At 46.2% G+C, this 22,432-nt stretch carries 21 protein-coding genes; 7 read left to right on the top strand and 14 right to left on the bottom strand.

The genetic code is table 11. The features are described from left to right. Window positions 1–4 precede the first annotated feature (4 nt). The 11 genes from ftsW to bioB form a co-directional block, all read right to left on the bottom strand. Complete coding sequence (gene ftsW, locus ICN44_RS07600; protein WP_216263362.1) at window positions 5–1,276, bottom strand: putative lipid II flippase FtsW; 1,272 nt, start codon at window positions 1,274–1,276, stop codon at window positions 5–7. Further along, entirely contained in the window at window positions 1,273–2,856 is a 1,584-nt protein-coding gene (gene murD / locus ICN44_RS07595) for a UDP-N-acetylmuramoyl-L-alanine--D-glutamate ligase (RefSeq protein WP_216263475.1), read from the bottom strand. Before murD ends, ftsW begins: the two co-directional genes overlap by 4 nt. Window positions 2,857–2,908: 52 nt before the next feature. Beyond that, window positions 2,909–4,078, bottom strand: a complete 1,170-nt coding sequence (gene mraY, locus ICN44_RS07590; protein ID WP_216263361.1) for a phospho-N-acetylmuramoyl-pentapeptide-transferase — start codon at window positions 4,076–4,078, stop codon at window positions 2,909–2,911. Then, window positions 4,069–5,517 (bottom strand): UDP-N-acetylmuramoyl-tripeptide--D-alanyl-D-alanine ligase, encoded by a 1,449-nt coding sequence (gene murF / locus ICN44_RS07585; RefSeq protein WP_216263360.1) that lies wholly within the window; start codon window positions 5,515–5,517, stop codon window positions 4,069–4,071. Before murF ends, mraY begins: the two co-directional genes overlap by 10 nt. Beyond that, complete coding sequence (locus ICN44_RS07580) at window positions 5,517–7,067, bottom strand: UDP-N-acetylmuramoyl-L-alanyl-D-glutamate--2,6-diaminopimelate ligase (protein ID WP_216263359.1); 1,551 nt, start codon at window positions 7,065–7,067, stop codon at window positions 5,517–5,519. The genes murF and ICN44_RS07580 overlap by 1 nt, the downstream gene beginning before the upstream one ends. Then, the gene (locus tag ICN44_RS07575; RefSeq protein ID WP_216263358.1) at window positions 7,064–8,836 is read right to left on the bottom strand and encodes a penicillin-binding protein 2; all 1,773 of its coding nucleotides are present in this window, start codon (window positions 8,834–8,836) and stop codon (window positions 7,064–7,066) included. The genes ICN44_RS07580 and ICN44_RS07575 overlap by 4 nt, the downstream gene beginning before the upstream one ends. Next, entirely contained in the window at window positions 8,833–9,099 is a 267-nt protein-coding gene (gene ftsL, locus ICN44_RS07570) for a cell division protein FtsL (protein ID WP_216263357.1), read from the bottom strand. The genes ICN44_RS07575 and ftsL overlap by 4 nt, the downstream gene beginning before the upstream one ends. Next, window positions 9,096–10,046, bottom strand: a complete 951-nt coding sequence (gene rsmH, locus ICN44_RS07565; protein WP_216263356.1) for a 16S rRNA (cytosine(1402)-N(4))-methyltransferase RsmH — start codon at window positions 10,044–10,046, stop codon at window positions 9,096–9,098. The genes ftsL and rsmH overlap by 4 nt, the downstream gene beginning before the upstream one ends. Before the next feature lie 12 nt (window positions 10,047–10,058). Further along, window positions 10,059–10,487, bottom strand: coding sequence for a division/cell wall cluster transcriptional repressor MraZ (gene mraZ, locus ICN44_RS07560; RefSeq protein WP_216263474.1), 429 nt, complete (start codon window positions 10,485–10,487; stop codon window positions 10,059–10,061). Between the two features lie 303 nt (window positions 10,488–10,790). Next, entirely contained in the window at window positions 10,791–11,420 is a 630-nt protein-coding gene (gene coq7, locus ICN44_RS07555; RefSeq protein WP_216263355.1) for a 2-polyprenyl-3-methyl-6-methoxy-1,4-benzoquinone monooxygenase, read from the bottom strand. 12 nt (window positions 11,421–11,432) lie between these two features. After that, on the bottom strand, window positions 11,433–12,482 hold the full coding sequence (bioB, locus tag ICN44_RS07550) for a biotin synthase BioB (protein ID WP_216263354.1): 1,050 nt from the start codon (window positions 12,480–12,482) through the stop codon (window positions 11,433–11,435). Between the two features lie 89 nt (window positions 12,483–12,571). Here bioB and bioA point away from each other — a divergent pair, with 89 nt between their 5' ends. From bioA to ICN44_RS07530, 4 genes are read left to right on the top strand one after another with little or no spacing between them, the layout of a single operon-like run. Beyond that, complete coding sequence (gene bioA, locus ICN44_RS07545) at window positions 12,572–13,918, top strand: adenosylmethionine--8-amino-7-oxononanoate transaminase (RefSeq protein ID WP_216263353.1); 1,347 nt, start codon at window positions 12,572–12,574, stop codon at window positions 13,916–13,918. Beyond that, a complete protein-coding gene (gene bioF / locus ICN44_RS07540; RefSeq protein ID WP_216263352.1) occupies window positions 13,915–15,153 on the top strand; it encodes an 8-amino-7-oxononanoate synthase in 1,239 nt (412 codons plus the stop codon). Before bioA ends, bioF begins: the two co-directional genes overlap by 4 nt. After that, window positions 15,146–15,865, top strand: a complete 720-nt coding sequence (bioD, locus tag ICN44_RS07535; protein ID WP_216263351.1) for a dethiobiotin synthase — start codon at window positions 15,146–15,148, stop codon at window positions 15,863–15,865. The genes bioF and bioD overlap by 8 nt, the downstream gene beginning before the upstream one ends. Window positions 15,866–15,921: 56 nt before the next feature. Beyond that, window positions 15,922–17,118, top strand: a complete 1,197-nt coding sequence (locus ICN44_RS07530) for a M20 aminoacylase family protein (protein ID WP_216263350.1) — start codon at window positions 15,922–15,924, stop codon at window positions 17,116–17,118. 31 nt (window positions 17,119–17,149) lie between these two features. Here ICN44_RS07530 and ICN44_RS07525 read toward each other — a convergent pair whose 3' ends face one another. From ICN44_RS07525 to apaG, 3 genes are all read right to left on the bottom strand, one after another. Continuing rightward, window positions 17,150–17,926: an enoyl-CoA hydratase gene (locus tag ICN44_RS07525; RefSeq protein ID WP_216263349.1), complete on the bottom strand. Its 777-nt coding sequence runs from the start codon at window positions 17,924–17,926 to the stop codon at window positions 17,150–17,152. 26 nt (window positions 17,927–17,952) lie between these two features. Then, window positions 17,953–19,083, bottom strand: a complete 1,131-nt coding sequence (locus tag ICN44_RS07520; protein ID WP_216263348.1) for a murein transglycosylase A — start codon at window positions 19,081–19,083, stop codon at window positions 17,953–17,955. 130 nt (window positions 19,084–19,213) lie between these two features. Beyond that, window positions 19,214–19,588: a Co2+/Mg2+ efflux protein ApaG gene (gene apaG, locus ICN44_RS07515; protein ID WP_072583449.1), complete on the bottom strand. Its 375-nt coding sequence runs from the start codon at window positions 19,586–19,588 to the stop codon at window positions 19,214–19,216. Between the two features lie 49 nt (window positions 19,589–19,637). Here apaG and rpe point away from each other — a divergent pair, with 49 nt between their 5' ends. Genes rpe through ICN44_RS07500 form a run of 3 tightly spaced genes read left to right on the top strand, consistent with a single transcriptional unit; the run spans window position 19,638 to window position 22,418 of the window. Continuing rightward, a complete protein-coding gene (rpe, locus tag ICN44_RS07510) occupies window positions 19,638–20,363 on the top strand; it encodes a ribulose-phosphate 3-epimerase (protein ID WP_216263347.1) in 726 nt (241 codons plus the stop codon). Then, on the top strand, window positions 20,363–21,868 hold the full coding sequence (trpE, locus tag ICN44_RS07505) for an anthranilate synthase component I (protein WP_216263346.1): 1,506 nt from the start codon (window positions 20,363–20,365) through the stop codon (window positions 21,866–21,868). The genes rpe and trpE overlap by 1 nt, the downstream gene beginning before the upstream one ends. Next, the gene (locus ICN44_RS07500; protein WP_216263345.1) at window positions 21,852–22,418 is read left to right on the top strand and encodes an aminodeoxychorismate/anthranilate synthase component II; all 567 of its coding nucleotides are present in this window, start codon (window positions 21,852–21,854) and stop codon (window positions 22,416–22,418) included. Before trpE ends, ICN44_RS07500 begins: the two co-directional genes overlap by 17 nt. Window positions 22,419–22,432: the final 14 nt, after the last annotated feature.

Genomic DNA, 22,432 nt, shown 5'->3' with positions numbered 1-22,432 from the left:
TTAGTCAAAGCTTCCCTCCACGCATGAGGATGCGATTTTCAAAATCGATACGCAGTAACATTGCTACAGCTACCGCATTCATCAAAATTCCAGAGCCGCCATAACTTACCAAGGGCAAAGTCAGGCCTTTGGTTGGTAATAACCCAAGGTTCACCCCCATATTGATGAAGGCCTGCCAACCAATCCAAATGGCAACACCTTTAGCAGCAAGACCAGCAAAACTGCGATCCAACTGCAAAGCGGTACGGCCAATTAAGAAGGCGCGACGAACGATCCAATAAAACAAGAAGATCATTACGACCACACCAACAAATCCTAATTCTTCGCCAATCACAGCCATGATGAAATCGGTATGCGCTTCTGGTAAGTAGTGCAATTTTTCTACGCTACCACCAAGTCCTGTACCAAACCATTCGCCACGACCAAATGCCATCAACGAATGGGTCAATTGATAGCCTTTATTAGTAGCGTTATCTACTTGCCATGGATCCATAAAGGCTAGCATGCGTCCGCGACGGAATGGGGAGAGCGCAATCATCGTTGCGCCACTCATCAACCCAACCAAAATCAAGCCGCCAAATAACTTGGCATTAATACCGCCCAAAAAGAGAATGCCGAATGCAATCAAAGCAACCACTACGAATGCGCCCATGTCTGGCTCAGCCATCAATAGACCGCCTACCAGAGCAACTGCAATACCCATCGGTAGCATGCCCTTCACAAAGGAATGGAGATATTCCTGACGTTGAACGGTGTAGCTTGCTGCAAAGATCACGGCAGCAAATTTCATCAACTCAGATGGCTGAAAATTCATCAATCCCAGAGGAATCCAACGCTTCGCACCATTCACACCCTTTCCTACACCAGGAATTAGAACGGCGATCAGCAATAAAACGGTAAACCCAAAAATGACTGGTGAATAACGATCCCATACCTTAGTAGGGATCTTAAAAGCCCAGATACCGACACCAATCGCAATCACCAAAGAAATCACGTGGCGAATCAGGAAAAAATTACTACTGTAATTTGCATACTTCGGTCCATCTGCCAAAGTAATCGAAGCGGAGTACACCATTACAAGGCCAATTAACATCAGCGACAAAATTGCCCATACGAGCAACTGGTCATAGTCCATCATGCGCGAACGGGTTTGTTCTACGCCTGAAACAGCATCTCGCAAGCCAGTACGGAAGTTATCAATTCCGCCTCTTGAAAAATTCCAGAAGCGATTTAGTCCAAGCCGATTTTCAGGAAAGAATTTTTCTTTTAAGTTCATACCTGGACCCCTTCAAAGCGCATGCCTAGCTCTTCAACCTCTGCAGCAAATACTTGGGCACGCTCAATATAGTCATGGAACTGATCTAAGCTTGCGCAGGCTGGTGAGAGCAATACCAAGTCTCCTGATACTGCTTTTGAGGCGGCAGCCTGAACTGCAGAAATTAAATCACCACAATTTGCACTTTGAATTCCAGAGCCAAGAGCTTCACCAATTGCAGCGCCATCTTTGCCAATTAGGAAAGCGCCCTTTACAAAACGTAAAGCAGGCTCACGTAATGGGCTGAAATCCTGACCTTTGCCATCACCACCAACAATCAACCAAATGCGTTTGCCAGATTCGTTGCTACCCAAGCCATTTAATGCAGCGACAGTCGCACCTACATTAGTGCCCTTGCTGTCATCTACGTACTCAACGTCTTTAACAATCGCAATACTTTGCACACGATGTGGCTCACCATGGTAATCACGCAAGCCATGTAACAGTGCATTCATAGGTAAATTAGCGGCGCGTGCTAAGGCTAGGGCTGCTAGCGCATTTAATGCATTATGTCGGCCACGTATTCTTAAGGCGTCAGCTGGAATAAGGCGCTTGAGGCGTAATGGCTCATCTTCTTCAACTACTGCGGATTTACGACGACGCTTAGGCTTAGGCTCAACCTCTTCATCTACTTCAGCCCAAACTAGCCAATCAATTCCGCCAGCACGTAAGTCATGCTCAATTCCAAAAGCGCCTTGCTCATTTGGGCGATTTGAGCCAAAGGTCACAATGGCTCTCTCTGCTTTTTGCTCTTCAGACAGCAGCCCCATTACAAGAGAATCATCGCGATTCAGAATACAAACTGTATCAACACCAAATATCTGTGACTTAGCTTGCGCGTATGCTTGCATGTCGCCATGCCAATCTAAATGGTCTTGAGTAATATTCAACACTGTTGCTGCCGTAGCATTCAAAGTATGGGTATAGACCAACTGAAAACTAGATAACTCCAAGACCCAAACATCCGGCATATCTACGATTTGATCGGCAATATCCAAGCAGCTCATGAGCTTGTCTAATGCTGAAGGACTAATATTTCCTGCAACAGCAACTTTCTTACCCGCACGCTCGCAGAGTTGCCCGGTTAATGCGGTGGTAGTTGTTTTACCGTTGGTGCCAGTCACAGCCAGTACTGCTGCCGCATAACTCACCTCTTGCGCTTGTGACATACGACCTAAAGCAGAAATTGCGCGAGCAAAAAATTCAATCTCACTCCACACATCGATTTCAGCCTGCTCAGCCTTAACCAAGAAAGCATAGGTTGGGTCTTGCACCGGAGAAAGTCCCGGGCTAATACCAATCACGTCAATATTCTTTAGTGAGCCCTCATCCAGGGGACCAAAACAAACATCTTTGAGGCCAGCAATCCGAAGCTCTTCCAGCCAAGCATTTTGACGCACAGTAAAAGAGGATTGCTCACGCGTATCCGCTAAGCGGACTTCGGCACCATTTCGTAGGCACCACTTCGCCATAGCTACTCCAGACTCACCCAATCCTAAGATAAGAAAACGGTTTGGAGCTTGGTAACCTTCGTCACTCATGAAGGCTGCATTTGCAAAGGTATTTTCTAAAATCAACATATTTACTTTTGTATCACCGTAACTTCAAGCTAGATAAGCCAATTAAGACTAGAAGGATGGTAATGATCCAGAAACGCACAACTACTTGCGTCTCCTTCCAACCACCCAATTCAAAATGGTGATGTAATGGCGCCATCCGGAAAATGCGACGACCCTCTCCAAAATGTTTTTTAGTGAGCTTGAACCAAAATACTTGCATCATTACCGAAACAGTCTCAGCAACAAAGATGCCGCCCATCACAAACAACACAATTTCTTGACGAACAATCACAGCGATGGTGCCAAGAGCTCCGCCCAAAGCAAGTGCGCCCACATCACCCATAAATACTTGTGCTGGGTGTGTGTTGAACCAAAGGAAGGCTAAGCCAGCACCGCCCATAGCTCCACAGAAAATCATGAGTTCACCAGCACCTGGTATGTAAGGGAAGAGGAGATACTTTGCATAAATCGCATTACCCATCACATAAGCAAAAGCACCCAAAGCAGCCCCTACTAAGATCACCGGCATGATGACAAGGCCGTCAAGACCATCGGTTAAGTTCACTGCATTACTACTACCCACGATTACTAAGTAACTCAAAATAATGAAGCCCATCACACCCAATGGATAGCTCACCTCTTTCATGAAGGGCAGCTGCAAGTTGGTTTTTGCAGGCAGATCTAAAGCAAATCCACTTCTTAACCATTCATAAAATAATTGCAATACTTTTAGGTTATTTACTTCAGAAACTGAAAATGCAAGATAGATAGCGGCAAATAAACCAATTAGTGTTTGCCATAAGAACTTCTCTCTTGAAGCCATACCTTTAGGATCTTTGTAAACCACTTTGCGATAGTCATCTACCCAGCCAACTAAACCGAAACCAAAAGTCACAATCATCACAATCCAAATAAATCGATTGCTGAGATCAGCCCACAACATGCATGAGATAAAGATGCCGATCAAAATCAAAACACCGCCCATAGTTGGGGTGCCTGATTTCACTAAATGGGTTTGTGGCCCATCAGTGCGGACTGCCTGACCCATTTTCAGGGCGCTTAATTTACGAATCACCCATGGTCCCGCAGCTAAACCAATCAATAATGCTGTCACCGTTGCCATCACAGCTCTGAAAGTGATGTAATTGAATACTCGGAAGAATCCAAAATCATCTTGCAACCATTGCGCCAACATTAAGAGCATGTTTTAGCCTCCTCTAACAAGGCCTGCACTACACGCTCCATGCGCATAAATCGTGAACCTTTAACCAAAATATTTAAGTGCTGATTGCTGCAGCTAGACTGGGCATGCAATGTATCTTTTAATTGCATGATGAGACTATCCATATCGGCAAAATGAGTTGCACTAGACACAGCCGTACTATTACCTACAACCTCATTAAATCCCTGAAGAGCCAATTGGCATTGCTCCCCCAAAGCAAATAGTTTTGAGATTCCTTGCTCAGCAGCATAGGCACCAACTTCACGATGAAACTCGGGGCCCTGATTGCCAACCTCACCCATATCACCCAAAATCAACCAAGATAAATTACCCGATTGCTTTAAAGCATCGATGGCAGCTCTTACGGAATCTGGGTTAGCGTTATAGCTATCGTCAATTAAGGTGTGATTTGAATCAATCACTTTTGCCTGCATACGCCCATTTACTGGCGAGAATGATTCGAGACCCTGCTTAATCTTTTCAAGACTTACACCTGCTGCGATACCAACCGCACTCGCAGCCAAGGCATTGCGAACATTGTGACTGCCCAAAGTATTTAATTGAACCTCGATAGTCCCTTGTTCAGTTTTAATCTGAATATGCCCATTGCTTAGCAAGCTTCCGGTCACAGCAGCCGAAGCATTGGACTGAGCAGACAACAAAACGAAATCAATGACTTTGCGACCAGCAGCCGCCTGACGCCAAACACTTGAAAATTCTGAGTCTGCCGGGAATACTGCAATACCATCCCTTGGCAAAGTATGAATAGCATCAGAATGCTCTTCTGCTACCGCCGCTACCGTAGCCATGAACTCTTGATGCTCGCGCTGGGCATTATTAATTACTGCAATATTCGCTTGTGCAATCGCAGCTAACTGCGCTGTTTCACCAGGATGATTCATGCCAAGCTCAACCACAGCAAGGCGATCCGTTGCGCGCAATTTCAACAGAGTTAATGGCAAACCAATATCGTTATTCAAATTTCCTTTGGTAACCAAAGTATGTTGCTCGCCCACTGCGGCTTTAAAAATAGAAGCGATCATCTCTTTAACGGTAGTCTTACCATTACTGCCAGCAACCAACGCCAAAGGAATGAGGTGATTAGCCCTCCATGCTTTTGCTAAATTCCCTAAACCAACACGCGTGTTCGAAACGCAAATAGCAGGTAAGTCCGGTGGACATTTATCTTGCGCACTAATTAGGGCAGCACTAGCGCCCGCCTTAGCGACATCAGATAAAAAGTCATGCGCATCAAAGTGCTCGCCAACTAAAGCGACAAATAATTCATTGCGATTGATCTGACGACTATCAGTACCCACTCGAGAAATAGAGATTTCCTGGGAAGTCTGTGCAGATGTATTTAGCAATTTACTTCCAGGCAACATTGCCTGTGCTTGCGCAAGAGTAGTCATGATGGACATCAGACTCCACCTCCTGCGGCCAAGCGAATATGCTCTTGATCAGAAAAATCAAACTTCTTGCCATTGATTTCTTGAGTAGTTTCATGGCCCTTGCCGGCAACCAGAACAATATCTTGGGTATCCGCATGACGAATTGCAGCCATGATGGCAGATGCACGATCGGCTATAACTTGAACGTTCTGTGCATCCTTGCTAATACCTTCGCGCACCATCTCCATAATGGCTTGTGGATCTTCAGAACGAGGGTTGTCACTTGTAATCAGAATATGGTCGGCATGGCGTTCTGCGACAGTGCCCATTAGCGAACGCTTACCAGCATCGCGATCACCGCCACAACCAAAGACACACCAAATTTTTCCACCACGCTGCTCAGCAATAGGGCGCAATGCTTGTAAGGTTTTCTCCAAAGCATCTGGGGTATGCGCATAATCCACAACTGCTAACAAACCCTCTGTCTTTTGAGATTTTCCCAAAGGAATTAATTCCATACGACCAAGCACTGGATTTAATTGGCTCACTTTTTGAGCGGCCACTTTAAAGCTTAAACCCTGTGAAAGTAATACCGTCCACACCGCAAGCGCATTACTTAAATTAAATTCACCCAATAAAGGAATATGCAATTGAGCATTTCCTGCTCCGTCACTAATGAAACTTGCGTTGTAACCTGCCCCACTCAGCAGAATATCTTTTGCATAGATACGGGATAAACGATCACCAAATTTTTCAAATCCTTGGAATGCGGATTGAGACAATGCATATGCCCAAACCTTCAAGCCATCTTTTGCCAACACGTTCATGGCAAGCTCACGACCAAACGCATCATCCAAGTTGATGACTGCGTGCTCAAGGCCGGTTTGCTGAAATAACTTAGCCTTTGCCTCAGCATAATCAGCCATGCTGCCGTGATAATCCAAATGGTCCTGCGTCAGATTCGTAAATACTGCACAGTGGATATCTGTTCCAGCGATTCTCTCTTGATGCAAAGCATGCGAAGACACTTCCATCGCCACTTGTTTTGCTCCAGCACTACGTAACTCTGCTAGCTGAGTTTGTAATTTAGGCGCATCTGGAGTGGTATAGCCATTTTGAACCAGTGCGCTAGGGAATCCAGCACCTAGGGTGCCCAAAACTGCCGTGCGATGACTACTTGTATCTAATGCCTGGGCCAACCATTGCGTGATGCTAGTTTTGCCATTAGTGCCAGTGACACCAATGATTTTTAATGCTTTACTCGGATGGCCATACCATTGCGCGCATAGCTCACCCGCTTTTGTAGCAAGATGTTCAACAGGAAAACATTGTGGATGATCTAAAAATTGCTTATCCATACCCGCTGGATCGAACACTACTGCGACTGCCCCGCACTCTAATGCCGCCTCAATAAATTGACGACCATCACGCAAGGCATTGACATTACCTACAGGGTAGGCAAAAAAGATATCGCCAGGCTGAATCTGGCGACTATCCGCACATACTTTTGCTGAGGAGTTCGCTAGAGCATGTAAGTGGTCAATCAAATGATTGGTGTCTATTTTCAAATCCACCCTCATCGTTTCAAAACCACATGTTGGGCTTGTGCAGCTGTTGGCCGAATTTCTTCTGGAGCCTTATCCTCCAATACCATTTGCTTGACTTTGTTATCTGGCGAGACATTTAAGGAACGCAGCGTCTCCCCAACAATTGTCGAGAATACGGGTGCTGCAACATCACCACCGTAGTGACTTTCGCCAGTAGGCTCATCAATCATTACCGCTACGACAATACGTGGCGCGCTAATGGGGGCAAGTCCAGCAAAGTAAGCGCGATACGAATTGCCATATCCCTTGCCAACTAATTTGTGTGCTGTACCTGTTTTACCGCCAACACGATAGCCATCTGTCTGAGCTTTAACAGCTGTGCCACCAGGCTCAGTAACTGCTTCCATCATGTTGCGCATCTCGATGGCAGTTTTTGGTGAAAGTACTTTAACGCCTGGCTTGAACTCAGGACTACGCTCAATTGTCAGGGGGACCAATTCGCCATCGCGTGCGAAGACTGTATATGCGCGCGCCACCTGAAAGAGTGACGCAGAAATACCGTAACCAAACGAAATACGTGCTTGATCAGTAGGGACCCATTTTTTGAAAGGATGCACTGTGCCAGAAACAGCGCCAGGGAAACCAATTTTCGGCGCTTGACCAAAACCAACCGCAGTATATAAATCCCACATTTCTTCAGCGGAAAGATTATTCATTGCAATCTTGGCAGTACCGATGTTGCTCGACTTTTGAATAATTTGCGCAACTGTTAGATTTCCATAAGGATGGGTATCTGTAATAGGCTTAGGACCTACTAAATATTTCGCACCAATCACCATATTGGTATCTGGCTTGACTACGCCTTTTTCTAATGCAATCGAAATGGTTAATGGTTTTATAGTCGAGCCAGGCTCAAAAGTATCTGTCAAGACGCGATTTCGTAGTTGCTCACCTGTTAAGTGCCTACGATCATTTGGGTTATAGCTTGGGTAATTTGCCAATGCCAAAATCTCACCCGTTTGTGTATCGAGAACTACTGCACCACCCGCTTTAGCGTGATGTTGCAGTACGGCATCTTTTACTGCGTTATAAGCCAAGAACTGAATCTTGCTATCAATAGATAGGTTTAAATCTTTTCCATTTTGTGGCAACTGCAAGATCGCAACATCTTCAACAACACGACCCAAGCGATCAACCACCACACGTCTTTGACCAGGATGACCGGCAAGCTCATTCTCACGAGAAAGCTCCATCCCTTCTTGACCTTTGTCATTCACATTCGTAAAACCAACCACGTGCGCCATCGCCTCACCTTCTGGGTAGAAGCGACGATATTCATTATTTAAACCAATGCCAGGGATCTCTAGCTGTTTAATTTGCTGAGCTACAACTGGATCTACTTGGCGCTTTAAGAAAACTTGCTTGCGCTCTTCTTTCAACTTTTTGCGCAGATCAGACTCGCTCATTTGCAAAAGACTAGCTAATTTCTGCACTTTATCTGCAGCCAAGTCATCTGGAACGGTGTCGTTATAGGCAATCACCGACTTGGCTTCCAAGCTCGTTGCAATCACTTGTCCATTACGATCCAAAATTTTTCCGCGACTAGCGGGTAGCTCTAATTCGCGCTGAGTGCCACGCACACCTTTAGCTTCATAGAACGCATTTCCTGGGCCCTGAATCCAAAACGCACGAAGTAGCAGCATCATGAATACAAAGAACAAGAGGAATAGCATCAAACGCGACCGCCACATTGGCAGACGTAAAACTAAATTTGGCGTAGTAGAGAAGCCAACCGGTCTCATTTCGTTTCCTTAAGATACAAGGTGCGCTCAGGAGAAATCGGAGACATATGTAATTGATTGCGAGCAACATCACGAATACGTGCAGACTTTGATAAATTCCGCTGCTCATACTCTAAGCGTAACCATTCTTGGTTTAACTTACGCTCTTCTATCTGAGCGCGCTCTTGAAGGATGAATAATTTTCGTGCACTCTGCTGAGCTGCAACCAGAGATAGGGAACAAATCAATAGCAATGCGAGCAGAGTCAAAGTAGCACGATTCACGCAGACACTCCTGTGCGCTTTTCAGCTACGCGCATGATTGCCGAGCGGGCACGAGGATTCTCGGAAACCTCGGCATCGCTTGGCTTAACTCGACCAATAATTTCTAGAGCACTTTGTGGCAAGTCTTTTTCGCGTACCGGTAAACCGCGAGGCACTTCTACTTTTGCATGTGCTTGCATAAACTGCTTCACAATGCGATCTTCTAACGAATGAAAACTAATCACTGCAAGTCTTGCGCCGGGCTTTAATAATTTCAAAGCCGCCTTCAAACCGAGCTCCAAATCTTCTAACTCGCGATTAATAAAAATACGCAATGCTTGAAAAGTTCTAGTTGCAGGATCCTGGCCAGCTTCGCGCGTACGTACCACGCTTGCAACTAGGCTTGCCAACTGAGTAGTCGTTTTAGGGGAAAGGCCCTCTTCTCGCTTAGCCACAATGGCTTTTGCGATCTGAAATGCAAAGCGCTCTTCTCCGTAAGTCTTAATCACGTGAGTGATTTCCTCTGGTGGTGCCTGCTCCAACCACGCTGCCGCAGTTAAACCATGATCGGTATTCATGCGCATATCAAGCGGACCTTCGCGACGAAAAGAAAATCCTCGATGCGCTTCGTCCACTTGGGGCGAACTGATACCCAAGTCCAACAAAATTCCATCGACTGATTCCGCTTCCGCGTACTGATCCATCTGCGCAAAACTGTCGTGCACGATTTTCAATCTTGGGTCGTTGATTTTTTGCGCCACTGCAATCGCATCCAAATCTTTGTCGAAAGAAATCATGCGCGCCGAAGGATTCAACTCCTTGAGCAAAGCTTGTGTATGACCGCCACGCCCGAAGGTTCCATCGATCACCAAAATTTTGTTTTCTGTATCTTGATTCCGAATCAGCGGACCGCCAACTAGCGCTGTCACCGCCTCGGCCAGTAACACTGGGCGATGAGTTATATTCATGGCACCCTGTCATCAAAAATTAAATTGCTTGAGTGCTTCAGGCATGCCTTGCGCAATCGCAGCCTGTTCTTTTGCAGCGTATGTGGCTGCGTCCCACAACTCCAAGTGACTTCCCATGCCAAGCAAAATCACTTCTTTTTCAATGCCGGCAGCAGCGCGCAACTCTGGACTTACGAGCACACGACCAGCACCATCCAAATCCATTTCTGCTGCGTTGCCTAAAAAAATACGGCGCCACCAATGTGCATCCATCGGAAGCTGCGCAACTCTTGCTCTGAAGGTTTCCCACTCAGGCCTTGGGAAGAGAAGCAAGCAGCCATCGGGGTGTTTTGTAAGCGTGATGCGGCCGTCGCCCTGTACCAACAAGGCGTCACGATGCTTGGCCGGCACAGACATGCGGCCTTTTGCATCTAAATTGAGAGCTGACGCACCTTGAAACACCATTTACCCCACTTTTTCACACTTCCTCCCACTTTAGAGGATCGCAGTAAGAGGGTCAAGTGTTTTTAGGTGTTTTTTTAGGAATTTCTCTAGTGTTTACAAACACTTAGCGTCATGTGTTAAGAAAATGGTGATAATAAAATAGCTACTTGAAACAATGGCTTGGAAAATATACTTAAGAATAGATCTTAGCTATTGCGCTAGATAATACCTAAATACACTGTATTTAAAAACAGTAATACGTAAAAAAATATCTCAAAATTAATCAGAGGTGAGTTTTGAGAATAAAAACCTATTTCCGTATTAAATTTTGTAAGCAGTAGTGGTCATTACCTTGGACATTGCCTGCATTATTTTTTGAATAGGTTCTGGCAAATTTGCACCGCCAGCATTTTTTGCGGCTTGTCCGTGAGCAATTTCATCTATGCGCATTTGATCCACAATTGCACGAGATCGTTGATCTTCTTTTGGTAATTTTTCGAGATGACTTTCTAAGTGATTCTCGACTTGTTTTTCTGTTTCAGCAACAAAACCTAAACTCCACTTATCGCCCGCTAAGCCTGCTGCCAAGCCAATTGCAAAGGATCCCGCGTACCACAGTGGATTGAGATAACTAGTGTGTGACCCGAGCTCTTGAAGACGATTTTCACACCATGCTAGATGATCCATTTCTTCTTGCCCAGAGTGATCTAACATCTCCTGAATTTCAGGATTTCGAGCAGCCAATTTTTGCGATTGATACAGCGCTTGTGCACAAACTTCACCCACATGATTGACTCGCATGAGTCCTGCTGCATGTTTACGTTCGGCTCCATCTAAACCGGAATTACCTCCAAAATCAGATCCTGGGGTAGGTCTATGGGCATGAGCGCCTCCGACCACTGACCGAAGGGCGGTATCAAATTCCAGGATGAGGCGATCAATCGGGGACATGCGTGTGGGAAATTAAACCAAAACCTCTGCTTTGCAGCTTTTTTTAGTATTTAAGCCCAACTCTGCCAAAAGCTCACGATCTTGTTCTGCCTCGGGATTACCGGTAGTGAGTAGTTGCTCACCATAAAAAATAGAGTTCGCTCCAGCCATAAAGCACATGGCCTGAACTGCCCTGCCAAGCTGCTGACGACCAGCAGATAAACGCACACGGGCTTTAGGCATCGTGATCCTAGCAACCGCAATCGTTCTCACAAACTCCAGTGGATCTAAAGGCTTTTGTTCAGCTAAGGGCGTACCGGCTACTGGCACTAAATGATTGATGGGAACGGACTCTGGATAAGGACTCAAATTCGCCAAACGTGCCAAAAATGCGGCGCGCTGCTGCCTAGACTCGCCCATGCCAACAATGCCGCCACAACAAACGGACATGCCAGCGGTACGGACATTGGATATCGTATCCAAGCGGTCTTGGTAGCCCCTGGTTGAGATCACAGAGCGGTAAAAATCTTCGCTGGTATCTAAGTTATGGTTATAAAAGTCTAGCCCAGCCTCTTGCAGTGCCTGGGCTTGGTCTGCCTCCAGCATGCCTAAGGTGGCACAGGTCTCCAGGCCCAAGGCTTTTACGCCCTTAATCATGGCAGTCACTTTTTCAATATCGCGGTCTTTGGGTTCGCGCCAAGCGGCACCCATACAGAAACGGTTAGAACCAGCGGCTTTAGCAGCTTTGGCAGCCTCTAAGACCTCTTCTAAGCCCATTAACTTCTCAGCCTTAACATCGGTGTCATAACGAGCAGCTTGCGGGCAATAACCACAATCCTCAGGACAGCCACCCGTCTTAATTGACAGTAAAGTGGCTAATTCAACATCACCTTCTGGGAAATAGGCTTTATGAGTCTCCTGAGCCTTCAGCATCAATTCATTCAAAGGGAGTGCAAATAAGGCCTCAATTTGAGCCACCGACCACTCGCCAGATGCCTCGACACCTACGTTTACGCCCTGATGCAAATCTGCTTTAGATTTGAATTGGGTTAAGGGTTTTTCAACGGTTTGAGTGTCCTGCATGGGTAAATTCCAAAAAATGAGGGGATTCAAGTCATAAACATAACAGATACAGGCCTGAATTTGGAAAAACTAGTGTTCAAATATCAAACATGAAGGTTATTTCTGATTTAAATCAAGCTCCCCTCGTTGATCGCAGCCTTGCAGCCGTATGGCACCCATGCACTCAGATGAAACAGCATGAGTCCTTTCCGCTGGTTGCCATTACAAAAGGTAAGGGTGCTTGGCTCTATGACGAAAACGGAAAAGCCTTACTCGACTCCATTAGTTCTTGGTGGACGAATTTATTTGGCCACTCCAACCCACGCATCAATCAAGCCATTACCGCGCAACTCGAAAAAATTGAGCATGTGATGCTCGCCGGATTTACGCATGCGCCCGTAGTAGAGCTATCTGAAAAACTGTCTGCACTCACCAATCACCATTTAGGCCATGTCTTCTACGCTTCTGATGGTGCGTCTGCAGTAGAAATAGCGCTCAAGATGAGTCACCACTACTGGCAACTCAACGGCAAACCACAAAAGAAGAAATTTGTTTGTTTGGAAAATGGTTATCATGGAGAAACGCTTGGTGCATTAGCAGTAACGGATGTTGCTATTTTCCGGGAAGCCTATGGATCACTCTTGCAAGATGTATTTACTATCGCATCACCTGATGCACGCAAAGCAAAAGCTGGTGAGAGCGCAAAAGATGTAGCAAGATATGCAGCAAAACAACTCGAAGAATTATTTGTAAAAGAACATGACAATATTGCTGCCATCATTGTCGAACCTTTGGTCCAGTGCGCAGGGCAAATGGCCATGCATTCTCCTGAATACCTTCGGTTAGTCAGGGATTTATGTGATCGCTATGAAGTACATCTGATTGCAGATGAGATTGCGGTGGGCTGTGGGCGGAGTGGCAAGTTCTTTGCCTGTGAGCATGCTGGTATCTGGCCAGACTTCTTAACCCTGTCTAAAGGGATTAGCGGCGGCTATCTCCCACTATCACTCTGCCTCACTACAGACCAGATATATCAAGCTTTTTATGGGGATCAAACTCAGCAAGGGTTTTTACATTCTCATTCTTATACCGGTAATCCACTAGCGTGCGCTGCTGCACTGGCGTGTCTAGAGATTTTCGAAACTGACAAAGTATTAGAAAAAAATATTGAGCGCTCAAAGGATTTAGCAAATACATTTGCGTGGGCAAAAACGGATTCCCGCATTGAGCATTGGCGCCAGCAAGGAATGATCTTGGCATTCGATATTAAAAATGAGTTTCTAAAAAAGCCTAAGATGTTTGCCCGAACGATGTTCTCAAACTGTTTAAGCGAAGGTGTATTAATTAGACCAATCGAAAATACTATTTACGTCATGCCACCGTATATTTTGTCTACAGTAGAAACCGCGCAACTAGGTCATGCTGTGCAAGTTGCCCTTGAGAAAACCTTGGCATGACAAATACATATCAGGCCTTAAAGTTAGCGCAAGAGCAAATTGCAGATCTTGAGTCGCAATTACTCAAACGCAAACTCAGAGCAACAGAATCTCCATGCGATACCAAAGCCTTAGTCGATGGACGCGAGCTCAAAGCATTTTGTAGCAATGACTATTTAGGGCTAGCAAACCATCCTGCGTTAATTCAAGCGTTTGCTGAAGGCGCTCAGAAGTATGGGGTAGGCAGCGGCGCCTCCCATCTCATTAGCGGTCACAGCAGGGCTCATGAGCTGCTTGAAAACCAATTGGCCTCTTTTCAAAAGCAACATATTCCGAATGCGCGTGCCCTATTTTTTAGTACCGGCTATCTCGCCAACCTTACCGCCATCACAGGTCTAGCAAGACTTGCGCCGCAAAAGTCCACTAGCATTTATTCGGCCAAGCTCAACCATGCTTCTTTAATTGATGGCATTCGTTTAGCGGCTGCGCAGACTCAGGCAAATGTCGCGCTGTTTGATCACACGCAACTTAACACATTAAATGAATTACTAAAAACAGATCAACATCCACTAAAGATCATCGTTACCGATGGCGTCTTTAGCATGGATGGTGACCTCGCTCCAGTAAAAGAATTATTAAAACTTGCTGAGCAATACGATGCGCTGTTACTTGTGGATGATGCTCATGGTTTCGGAGTATTGGGCAAACAAGGTCATGGCATTTTGGAGCAGGAAAATATCTGCTCTGATCGCATTATTTATATTGGCACCCTTGGAAAAGCTGCAGGTGTCAGCGGCGCCTTTGTTTGTGCACAAGCCACTTTTATTGAGTGGCTCATTCAAAAGGGTCGCCCTTTCATTTACAGCACCGCAACACCACCTGCGATAGCACATACGCTGTCAAAGAGCTTGCAAATCATTGGAGGGGACGAGGGCAGCAAACGGCGCACTCAACTTAATAAACTGATTCGTATCTGGCAAGATGAAATGCAATTTTCTCAATGGTCAAAGGTGTCCTCTTGCACCGCCATACAGCCCGTTATTTTGGGCAGCAATGCTAATGCCCTGCTCGCTGCTAAGCTACTTGATGATGCTGGATATTGGATTCCTGCTATTCGTCCTCCTACCGTACCCAATGGCAGTGCAAGATTACGCATTACGTTCTCTGCTAACCATAGCGAAGCAGATGTGCATCAACTAATCGATACCTTAAAAGCCATTGAGCAAGTAGTCATTCAAAAGGTCTCTCATGAGTAAGGCCACAGGCTTCTTTGTCGCGGGTACAGACACTGAGGTTGGAAAAACGTTGGTGAGTGGCGCTCTCATTCTGAAATTACGCGAACAGGGAGTGAATGCGATTGGTTTTAAACCGGTTGTTGCTGGAACTTATCAGGATGCACAAGGCCACACTCTGAATGAAGATTTAGAAACACTGCGCATCGCCTCAAACCTCAGCTCCACTGAATTGAGTTTGTGTCCTTATGTATTAGAGCAGCCAGTGGCTCCCCATTTGCTAGCTGCGCAACAAGGTCTGAAGCTTAAAATGAGTACGATCTTGCAGGCATTTCGGAATGTTCAAAATCAGGCAGATTGCGTTGTGGTTGAGGGTGCCGGCGGATTGCTTATCCCCCTAAATGACCGGGAAGATTTGGGGACTTTCGCCCAAGAAATTACATTGCCGATGATTCTGGTAGTGGGCATGAAATTAGGCTGCATTAATCACGCCCTCCTAACTTGTGAGGCAATCAAAGCGCGCAACTTAAATATTGCGGGATGGGTAGCGAATACCCTATCCACAGAAATGCCTTTGCTTGAAGAAAACATTCAAACTCTGCAAGCCAGAATAGACGCCCCATTTTTAGGCCTCATTCCAGCACTTCCCAAAGAACTCCAAAAAGCCGATAACAGCCCATACTCAATTGAAGCCTTGGGTTTTGCTGCAAAGCACATTCAACTACCCAGCAATTAATTTGCGGTAATTTAGCCCAAAAGGCATATCTAAAGACTTTCGGATAAGATGAAGGGATGCATTTATCCCCAGAAATTATTGACTCCGCGGAAGCTATTCAAGAAATTCGGCGCAATATTCATGCGCATCCTGAATTGCGTTTCGAAGAAAATCGCACTGCTGATCTAGTTGCAGAAGCGCTTTCTAGCTGGGGAATTACAGTCTATCGTGGCATGGGGAAAACGGGGGTTGTAGGTCGTTTAGATGGTGACTTAGGCCCCGGAAAAATGATTGGTTTGCGCGCTGATATGGACGCGCTTCCATTGCAGGAGCACAACAACTTTGCTCATGCATCAACAAACCCCGGAAAAATGCATGCTTGTGGACATGATGGTCACACAGCAATGCTGCTTGGTGCTGCACAGTATTTATCAAATCACCGCGACTTCAAAGGCACGGTGATTTTTATTTTCCAGCCAGCAGAAGAAGGTGGCGCTGGTGCGAATGAAATGATTAAGGATGGACTTTTCAAAGAGTTTCCATGCGACGCAGTATTTGGCTTGCATAACTGGCCCGGCTTGGCAGAAGGTCACTTTGGAGTGACCTCCGGCCCAATGATGGCCTCAAGCAATACTTTTGAAATTACCATCACCGGCAAAGGCGGTCACGCCGCCCTACCCCACAATAGCGCAGATCCAGTATTTACTGGCGCCCAAGTAGTGCTTGCATTACAGAGCATCATTACACGCAATAAACGTCCTGTAGATGCTGCTGTTTTATCCATCACCCAATTTCATGCGGGTGAAACAAGCAATGTCATTCCGGATAGCGCCTTTATTGGTGGCACGGTACGTACATTTACTTTGGACGTCTTAGATTTAATCGAGCAACGCCTACGAGAAATTGCTCATAATGTTTCCAGCGCATTTGATTGCCAAGCAGAAGTTACGTTTTCTAGAAATTACCCGCCCCTCATTAATCATGCCAACGAAGTGGAATTCGCAACTGAAGTCATGAGTGAACTGGTTGGTAAGCAGAATGTAAATGCTTCAATCGATCCCACAATGGGTGCGGAAGACTTCGCGTTTATGTTGCTAGAAAAGCCGGGCTGTTACGTATTCTTAGGCAATGGGGACGGCGATCATCGCTCGGTAGGCCATGGCATGGGCCCATGCCACTTACACAATCCTTCTTACGACTTCAATGACTCTTTGATTCCAGTCGGCGTGAGCTATTGGGTCAAACTAGCTCAACGCTTCCTAGAAAAAAACTGAGTTCTTTCAAACTTTCTCTTCAACTATTGAATTAAGAGTTGGTAAATTTGGCTGGACGCTTTTCCATGAATGCAGCCATGCCTTCTTTCTGGTCATTCGTTCCAAAGCAAGCATGAAAGAGGCGGCGCTCAAAATGAATACCTTCAGACAAAGTGGTTTCATAAGCAGTGTTGATACTTTCTTTCACCATCATTGCGGTTAACAAAGGCATATCTGCAATTCCTTTGGCAATTGCTTTAACTTCTTTCAGCAAATCCGCTTGTGGGAAGATCCTTGCAACCAAACCAGAGCGCTCAGCTTCAGCGGCATCCATCATGCGGCCCGTCAAAGCTAGATCCATCGCTTTTGCTTTGGATACCGCGCGAGGTAAACGTTGTGTGCCTCCAGCCCCAGGAATGATTCCTAACTTCACCTCTGGCTGAGCAAACTTAGCGTTATCCGCCGCCATGATCGTGTCGCACATCATGGCCAACTCACAGCCACCACCAAGGGCATAGCCAGAGACAGCAGCGATTACAGGCTTACGTACTTTTTTGATCTCTTCCCAGTTACGGGTAATAAAGTCACCGCGATAAACATCTCTCAAGCCGTACTTGGCCATTGAAGCAATATCCGCTCCAGCAGCAAATGCCTTTTCACTGCCAGTAACGATCATGCAACCAATATTGTCGTCCGCGTCAAATGCTAATAAGGCAGCGCCAAGCTCTTCCATGAGCTGATCGTTCAAGGCATTTAACACTTCAGGGCGATTCAAAGTAATGGTGGCAACCTTACCATCCACTTCAGTCAAAATAGTTTTGTAGCTCATGAATTTCTTTCGGTGAAAAGTATTAATTAACGTGGCAACAACAACCACATCCTGCCATTTTGTTTCATACGACCTGCCATCTCTCCAGCAGCATCTCCGGATCCCCAATAGTAGTCTGCTCTGACGCCACCCACAATTGCTTTGCCCGTATCCTGCGCCATCACCAGCTTTTGCAAAGGCTGACTACTTAATGGTTTGGTGGCTGCTAAAAAGACAGGCGCGCCCAGTGGCAAGGCTTGTAAATCGACTGCAATACTGCGCTCAGCTGTGAGCGGAACACCAAGAGCACCATTGGGGCCTAAATCAGCAGAGACATTGCCAGGCAACTCTTTAAAGAAAACAAAACGGGGGTTGGCGTTCAGCATTTCATTTACTTGGCCGGGATTTCTTTTAGCCCATTGTGAAATGCCTTGCATCGTCGCTTCACTACGTGTGATTTCTTTACGATCTAACAACCACTGAGCAAAGGATTTAAAAGGCTGATCATTGGTACCCGCAAAACCCAGACGCAGGATGCGTCCATCCTCAAGACGAATTTTTCCAGAACCTTGAATTTGCATGAACGCTGCTGCTACTGGATCCTGTACCCAAGCAATTTCAGAACCCTGCAAGACACCAGAACTCATTAGCTCAGCACGGCTTGGGCCAGGGTTGGGCTTAGACTTGCGCCAGGCATTAGGGTAACCATAGAGCGGCACGTTATAAGTACTCGTACGAGTTTGCGAACCATTCATTACTGGTTCGTAATAACCCGTGATTAAGCCCGTGTCACTACCGGAGCTATTGCGAATTTCATAAGCTTGAAAATTATTTTCAAAATATTTACGAATAGCCTGCGTATCACGGCTTGATACATTGCCAGCCTGGGCACACGCTGAGCGCCAGTTCACATCAGTACTTTTCTTACGCAAAGCATCACAACTTTTTAACCAAGCAGGCCAAGCCTGAGACAAGTCGTCTTCCTGCCATCCAGGCAAGGCTTGCCAAGAGACAGCACTAAAGCTTGCAATCGAGGAGCTATAGCTTGATGGTGCAGCACCAGAACCGCTTGAGCGATAGCCCGTTCCCCGAGTGGGGGGCGTAGAACATCCAACAATCAAGCTGGCCATGAGGATAGCGAATACACTTAACGGAACTAATTTAAATTTAAAAATCATGATTGCCAATTTACTCGATGAATACCCAATGCTACTGTTTGTTTTTGAAGGCGCTGTTGCCTTAGGACTTTTGTTATTTATTGTTCTTTGGACAGGTAGTGGTAAGAAATAGCATTCTCACCACCCTACATTAATGCAGGGTACGTGGCATCACCAGGGCAAACTCTGGGATAGGGGCCTGAAAGAACTGGGCATCCTCAGTGACACAAAAATACTCCCCACGCATCGTTCCGGCCGGAGTAGGCAAAGTTGCCCAGCTGGTGTACTCAAAGTGCTCTCCGGAGCGTAATAGCGGTTGCTGCCCAACAACGCCCAGGCCTCGGACCTCCTGAACATCGTTATCCCCGTCTGTAATGAACCAATGGCGGGCAATTACCTGAATACTGGCCGTCCCCGTATTGCGGATGGTTACCGTATAAGCAAAGGCAAATTGGCGGTTATCGGGGTCAGATTGCTCAGGAAGGTACTGGGCTTTGACCGTAATGCTCATTTCGTGAGGATTCATGGACGAATTCTGCTCCATCCTAAGGCCAACTGCAAGCTAGAATCTAGGGATGGAAAGCCAAAAATCATCCTCAAATAGTCAATTTGTTATTGCCCCATCCATTTTGTCGGCTGACTTCGCCTGCCTTGGCAAGGAAGTTCAGGACGTTTTAGTGGCAGGCGCTGACTGGATTCACTTTGACGTGATGGATAACCACTATGTGCCCAACCTCACTATTGGTCCCTTGGTTTGCGAGGCTATTCGACCTTATGCAAATAAAGATGGAAAGCCTGCGGTGATCGATGTGCATTTAATGATTGAGCCGGTAGATCGTATCGTCCCTGACTTTGCTAAAGCGGGCGCCAATTTAATTAGCTTTCATCCTGAAGCAAGCCCTCATGTCAATCGCACATTGAACTTGATTCGCGATCAGGGATGTCAGGCGGGTCTTGTTTTGAATCCGGCCACGCCGCTAGATCATCTCGAGCACACTTTGGAATTACTCGATCTAGTTTTGCTGATGTCAGTCAACCCAGGCTTTGGTGGTCAATCATTTATTCCGAGCACCCTCAATAAGATTGCTCAAGTACGCACACGCCTTGATCGCTACCAAGCTGAGACTGGTCGACATATTCGTCTTGAGATAGATGGTGGAATTAAAGTCGATAACATTGCAGAAGTAGCACGAGCAGGCGCAGATACTTTTGTTGCAGGCTCAGCAATTTACGCACAAGAAAATTATGTTCAAGTAATTCAAGCAATGCGCACTGAATTAGGAAAGTCAGGAAAAGCGTAATGCAGCTTGCTGAATTTAACGCCCTAGCAAAGCAGGGTTTCAATCGCATTCCCTTGGTCAAAGAAGTTCTGGCAGATCTAGAGACTCCGCTATCACTCTACGTTAAGCTGACTCAAGCGTTTGGCAAGACCAATACTTACTTGCTAGAGTCTGTTTTAGGTGGCGAGCGTTTCGGGCGCTTCTCCTTTATTGGCCTGCCTGCCAGGACTATTGTCAAAACTGTTGGCACCCCCTCAATACCAGTCAACGAAGTAGTGACTGATGGAAAAGTAGTTGAGACAAATACTGATAATCCACTCGATTTTGTGGATGCTTATTTCAAGCGTTTTAAGGTGGCCTTGCAAGCTGACATGCCTCGCTTTTGTGGTGGTCTTGCCGGCTACTTTGGTTATGACACTGTTCGCTATATCGAGTCACGTTTAGCCAAACATCAACTTCCAGATGAATTAGGTGTGCCCGATATTCAACTCATGTTGACTGAAGAGTTGGCAGTGATTGATAACGTTGCTGGCAAAATTTATTTAATTGTCTATGCAGATCCAAGCATTACTAATGGTTTTGAAAACGCACAAGATCGCTTAAAAGAATTACTCGCTTACCTCAGTAAGCCAGCAAATATGCCAGCATCTTTACCAAGCGCTAAAACTGAACTCATCCGTAAATTCGAAGCAGCCGATTTTGAGAAAGCAGTACTCAAAACTAAAGAATATATTCTGGCCGGCGATTGTATGCAGGTAGTCATTGGTCAGCGTATTAGCAAGCCATTTACGGACTCACCATTAGCTCTCTATAGAGCTTTGCGTTCGCTCAACCCATCGCCATACATGTACTTCTATGACTTTGGCGATATGCAAATTGTTGGTTCATCTCCTGAGATTTTGGTGCGCCAAGAAAAACGGGCTGCCGAGAAGATTGTGACTATCAGGCCACTAGCTGGCACCCGTCCTCGCGGAGCCAATCCAGAGGAAGATGAACGCCTAGCCAAAGAGCTCTTGGCTGATCCCAAGGAAATTGCTGAGCATGTGATGCTGATTGATTTAGCCCGTAATGACGTGGGTCGCATTGCCAAAACTGGCTCAGTCAAAGTCACTGACTCCATGTCTATTGAAAAATACTCCCACGTTCAGCACATCGTGAGTTCAGTCGAGGGCCATCTTTTGGACAATATGAGCAATATGGATGTATTGCGAGCGACCTTCCCAGCGGGTACCTTATCAGGTGCGCCAAAAATTCGGGCAATGGAAATCATCGATGAGATGGAAATTGTGAAGCGGGGTGTTTACGGTGGTGCAGTGGGTTACCTGTCTTTCTCAGGCGATATGGATGTGGCTATTGCCATTCGTACCGGCGTGATCCGTGATGGCATTCTGCACTCTCAAGCAGGAGCTGGGGTAGTGGCTGATTCTGATCCGACTGCTGAATGGAAAGAAACTGAAGCCAAGGCTCGCGCGGTATTGACTGCGGCAGATTTAGTACAAGGAGGACTCGATGCTCCTAATGATTGATAACTACGATTCTTTTACTTACAACCTCGTTCAATACTTTGCAGAACTAGGTGAAGAGGTCAAAGTCTTTCGCAATGATGAAATTGCAGTGGAAGATATTGCCAAACTGAATCCAGCACGCATTTGCATCTCACCTGGGCCATGCAGCCCTTCTGAGGCAGGTATTTCAGTCGAAACCATCAAGCATTACGCAGGTCAAATTCCGATCCTTGGCGTTTGTTTGGGGCACCAAGCTATCGGCGAAGCATTCGGTGGAAAAGTCATTCGCGCCCAAAAAGTCATGCATGGCAAGACCGACAGCATTCATCACACTGGTTTAGGTGTGTTTAAAAATTTGCCCGATCCATTTAAGGTGACCCGCTACCACTCACTGGCCATTGAGAAAAACTCACTACCAGCAATGCTTGAGGTGACTGCAACCTCATCCGATGGCGAGATCATGGGCGTACGCCACAAAGAACTAGCAGTTGAGGGCGTGCAATTCCACCCAGAATCTATTCTTTCTGAGCATGGGCATGCTCTGCTCAAGAATTTTTTACAAAACAAATAAACAGTCTGCTAACA

The organism is Polynucleobacter sp. JS-Fieb-80-E5, from assembly GCF_018882015.1.
Taxonomy (GTDB): Bacteria; Pseudomonadota; Gammaproteobacteria; order Burkholderiales; family Burkholderiaceae; genus Polynucleobacter.
The sequence above is the reverse complement of the archived record's forward strand: the minus strand, read 5'-3'. Positions and strand labels throughout refer to the sequence as shown.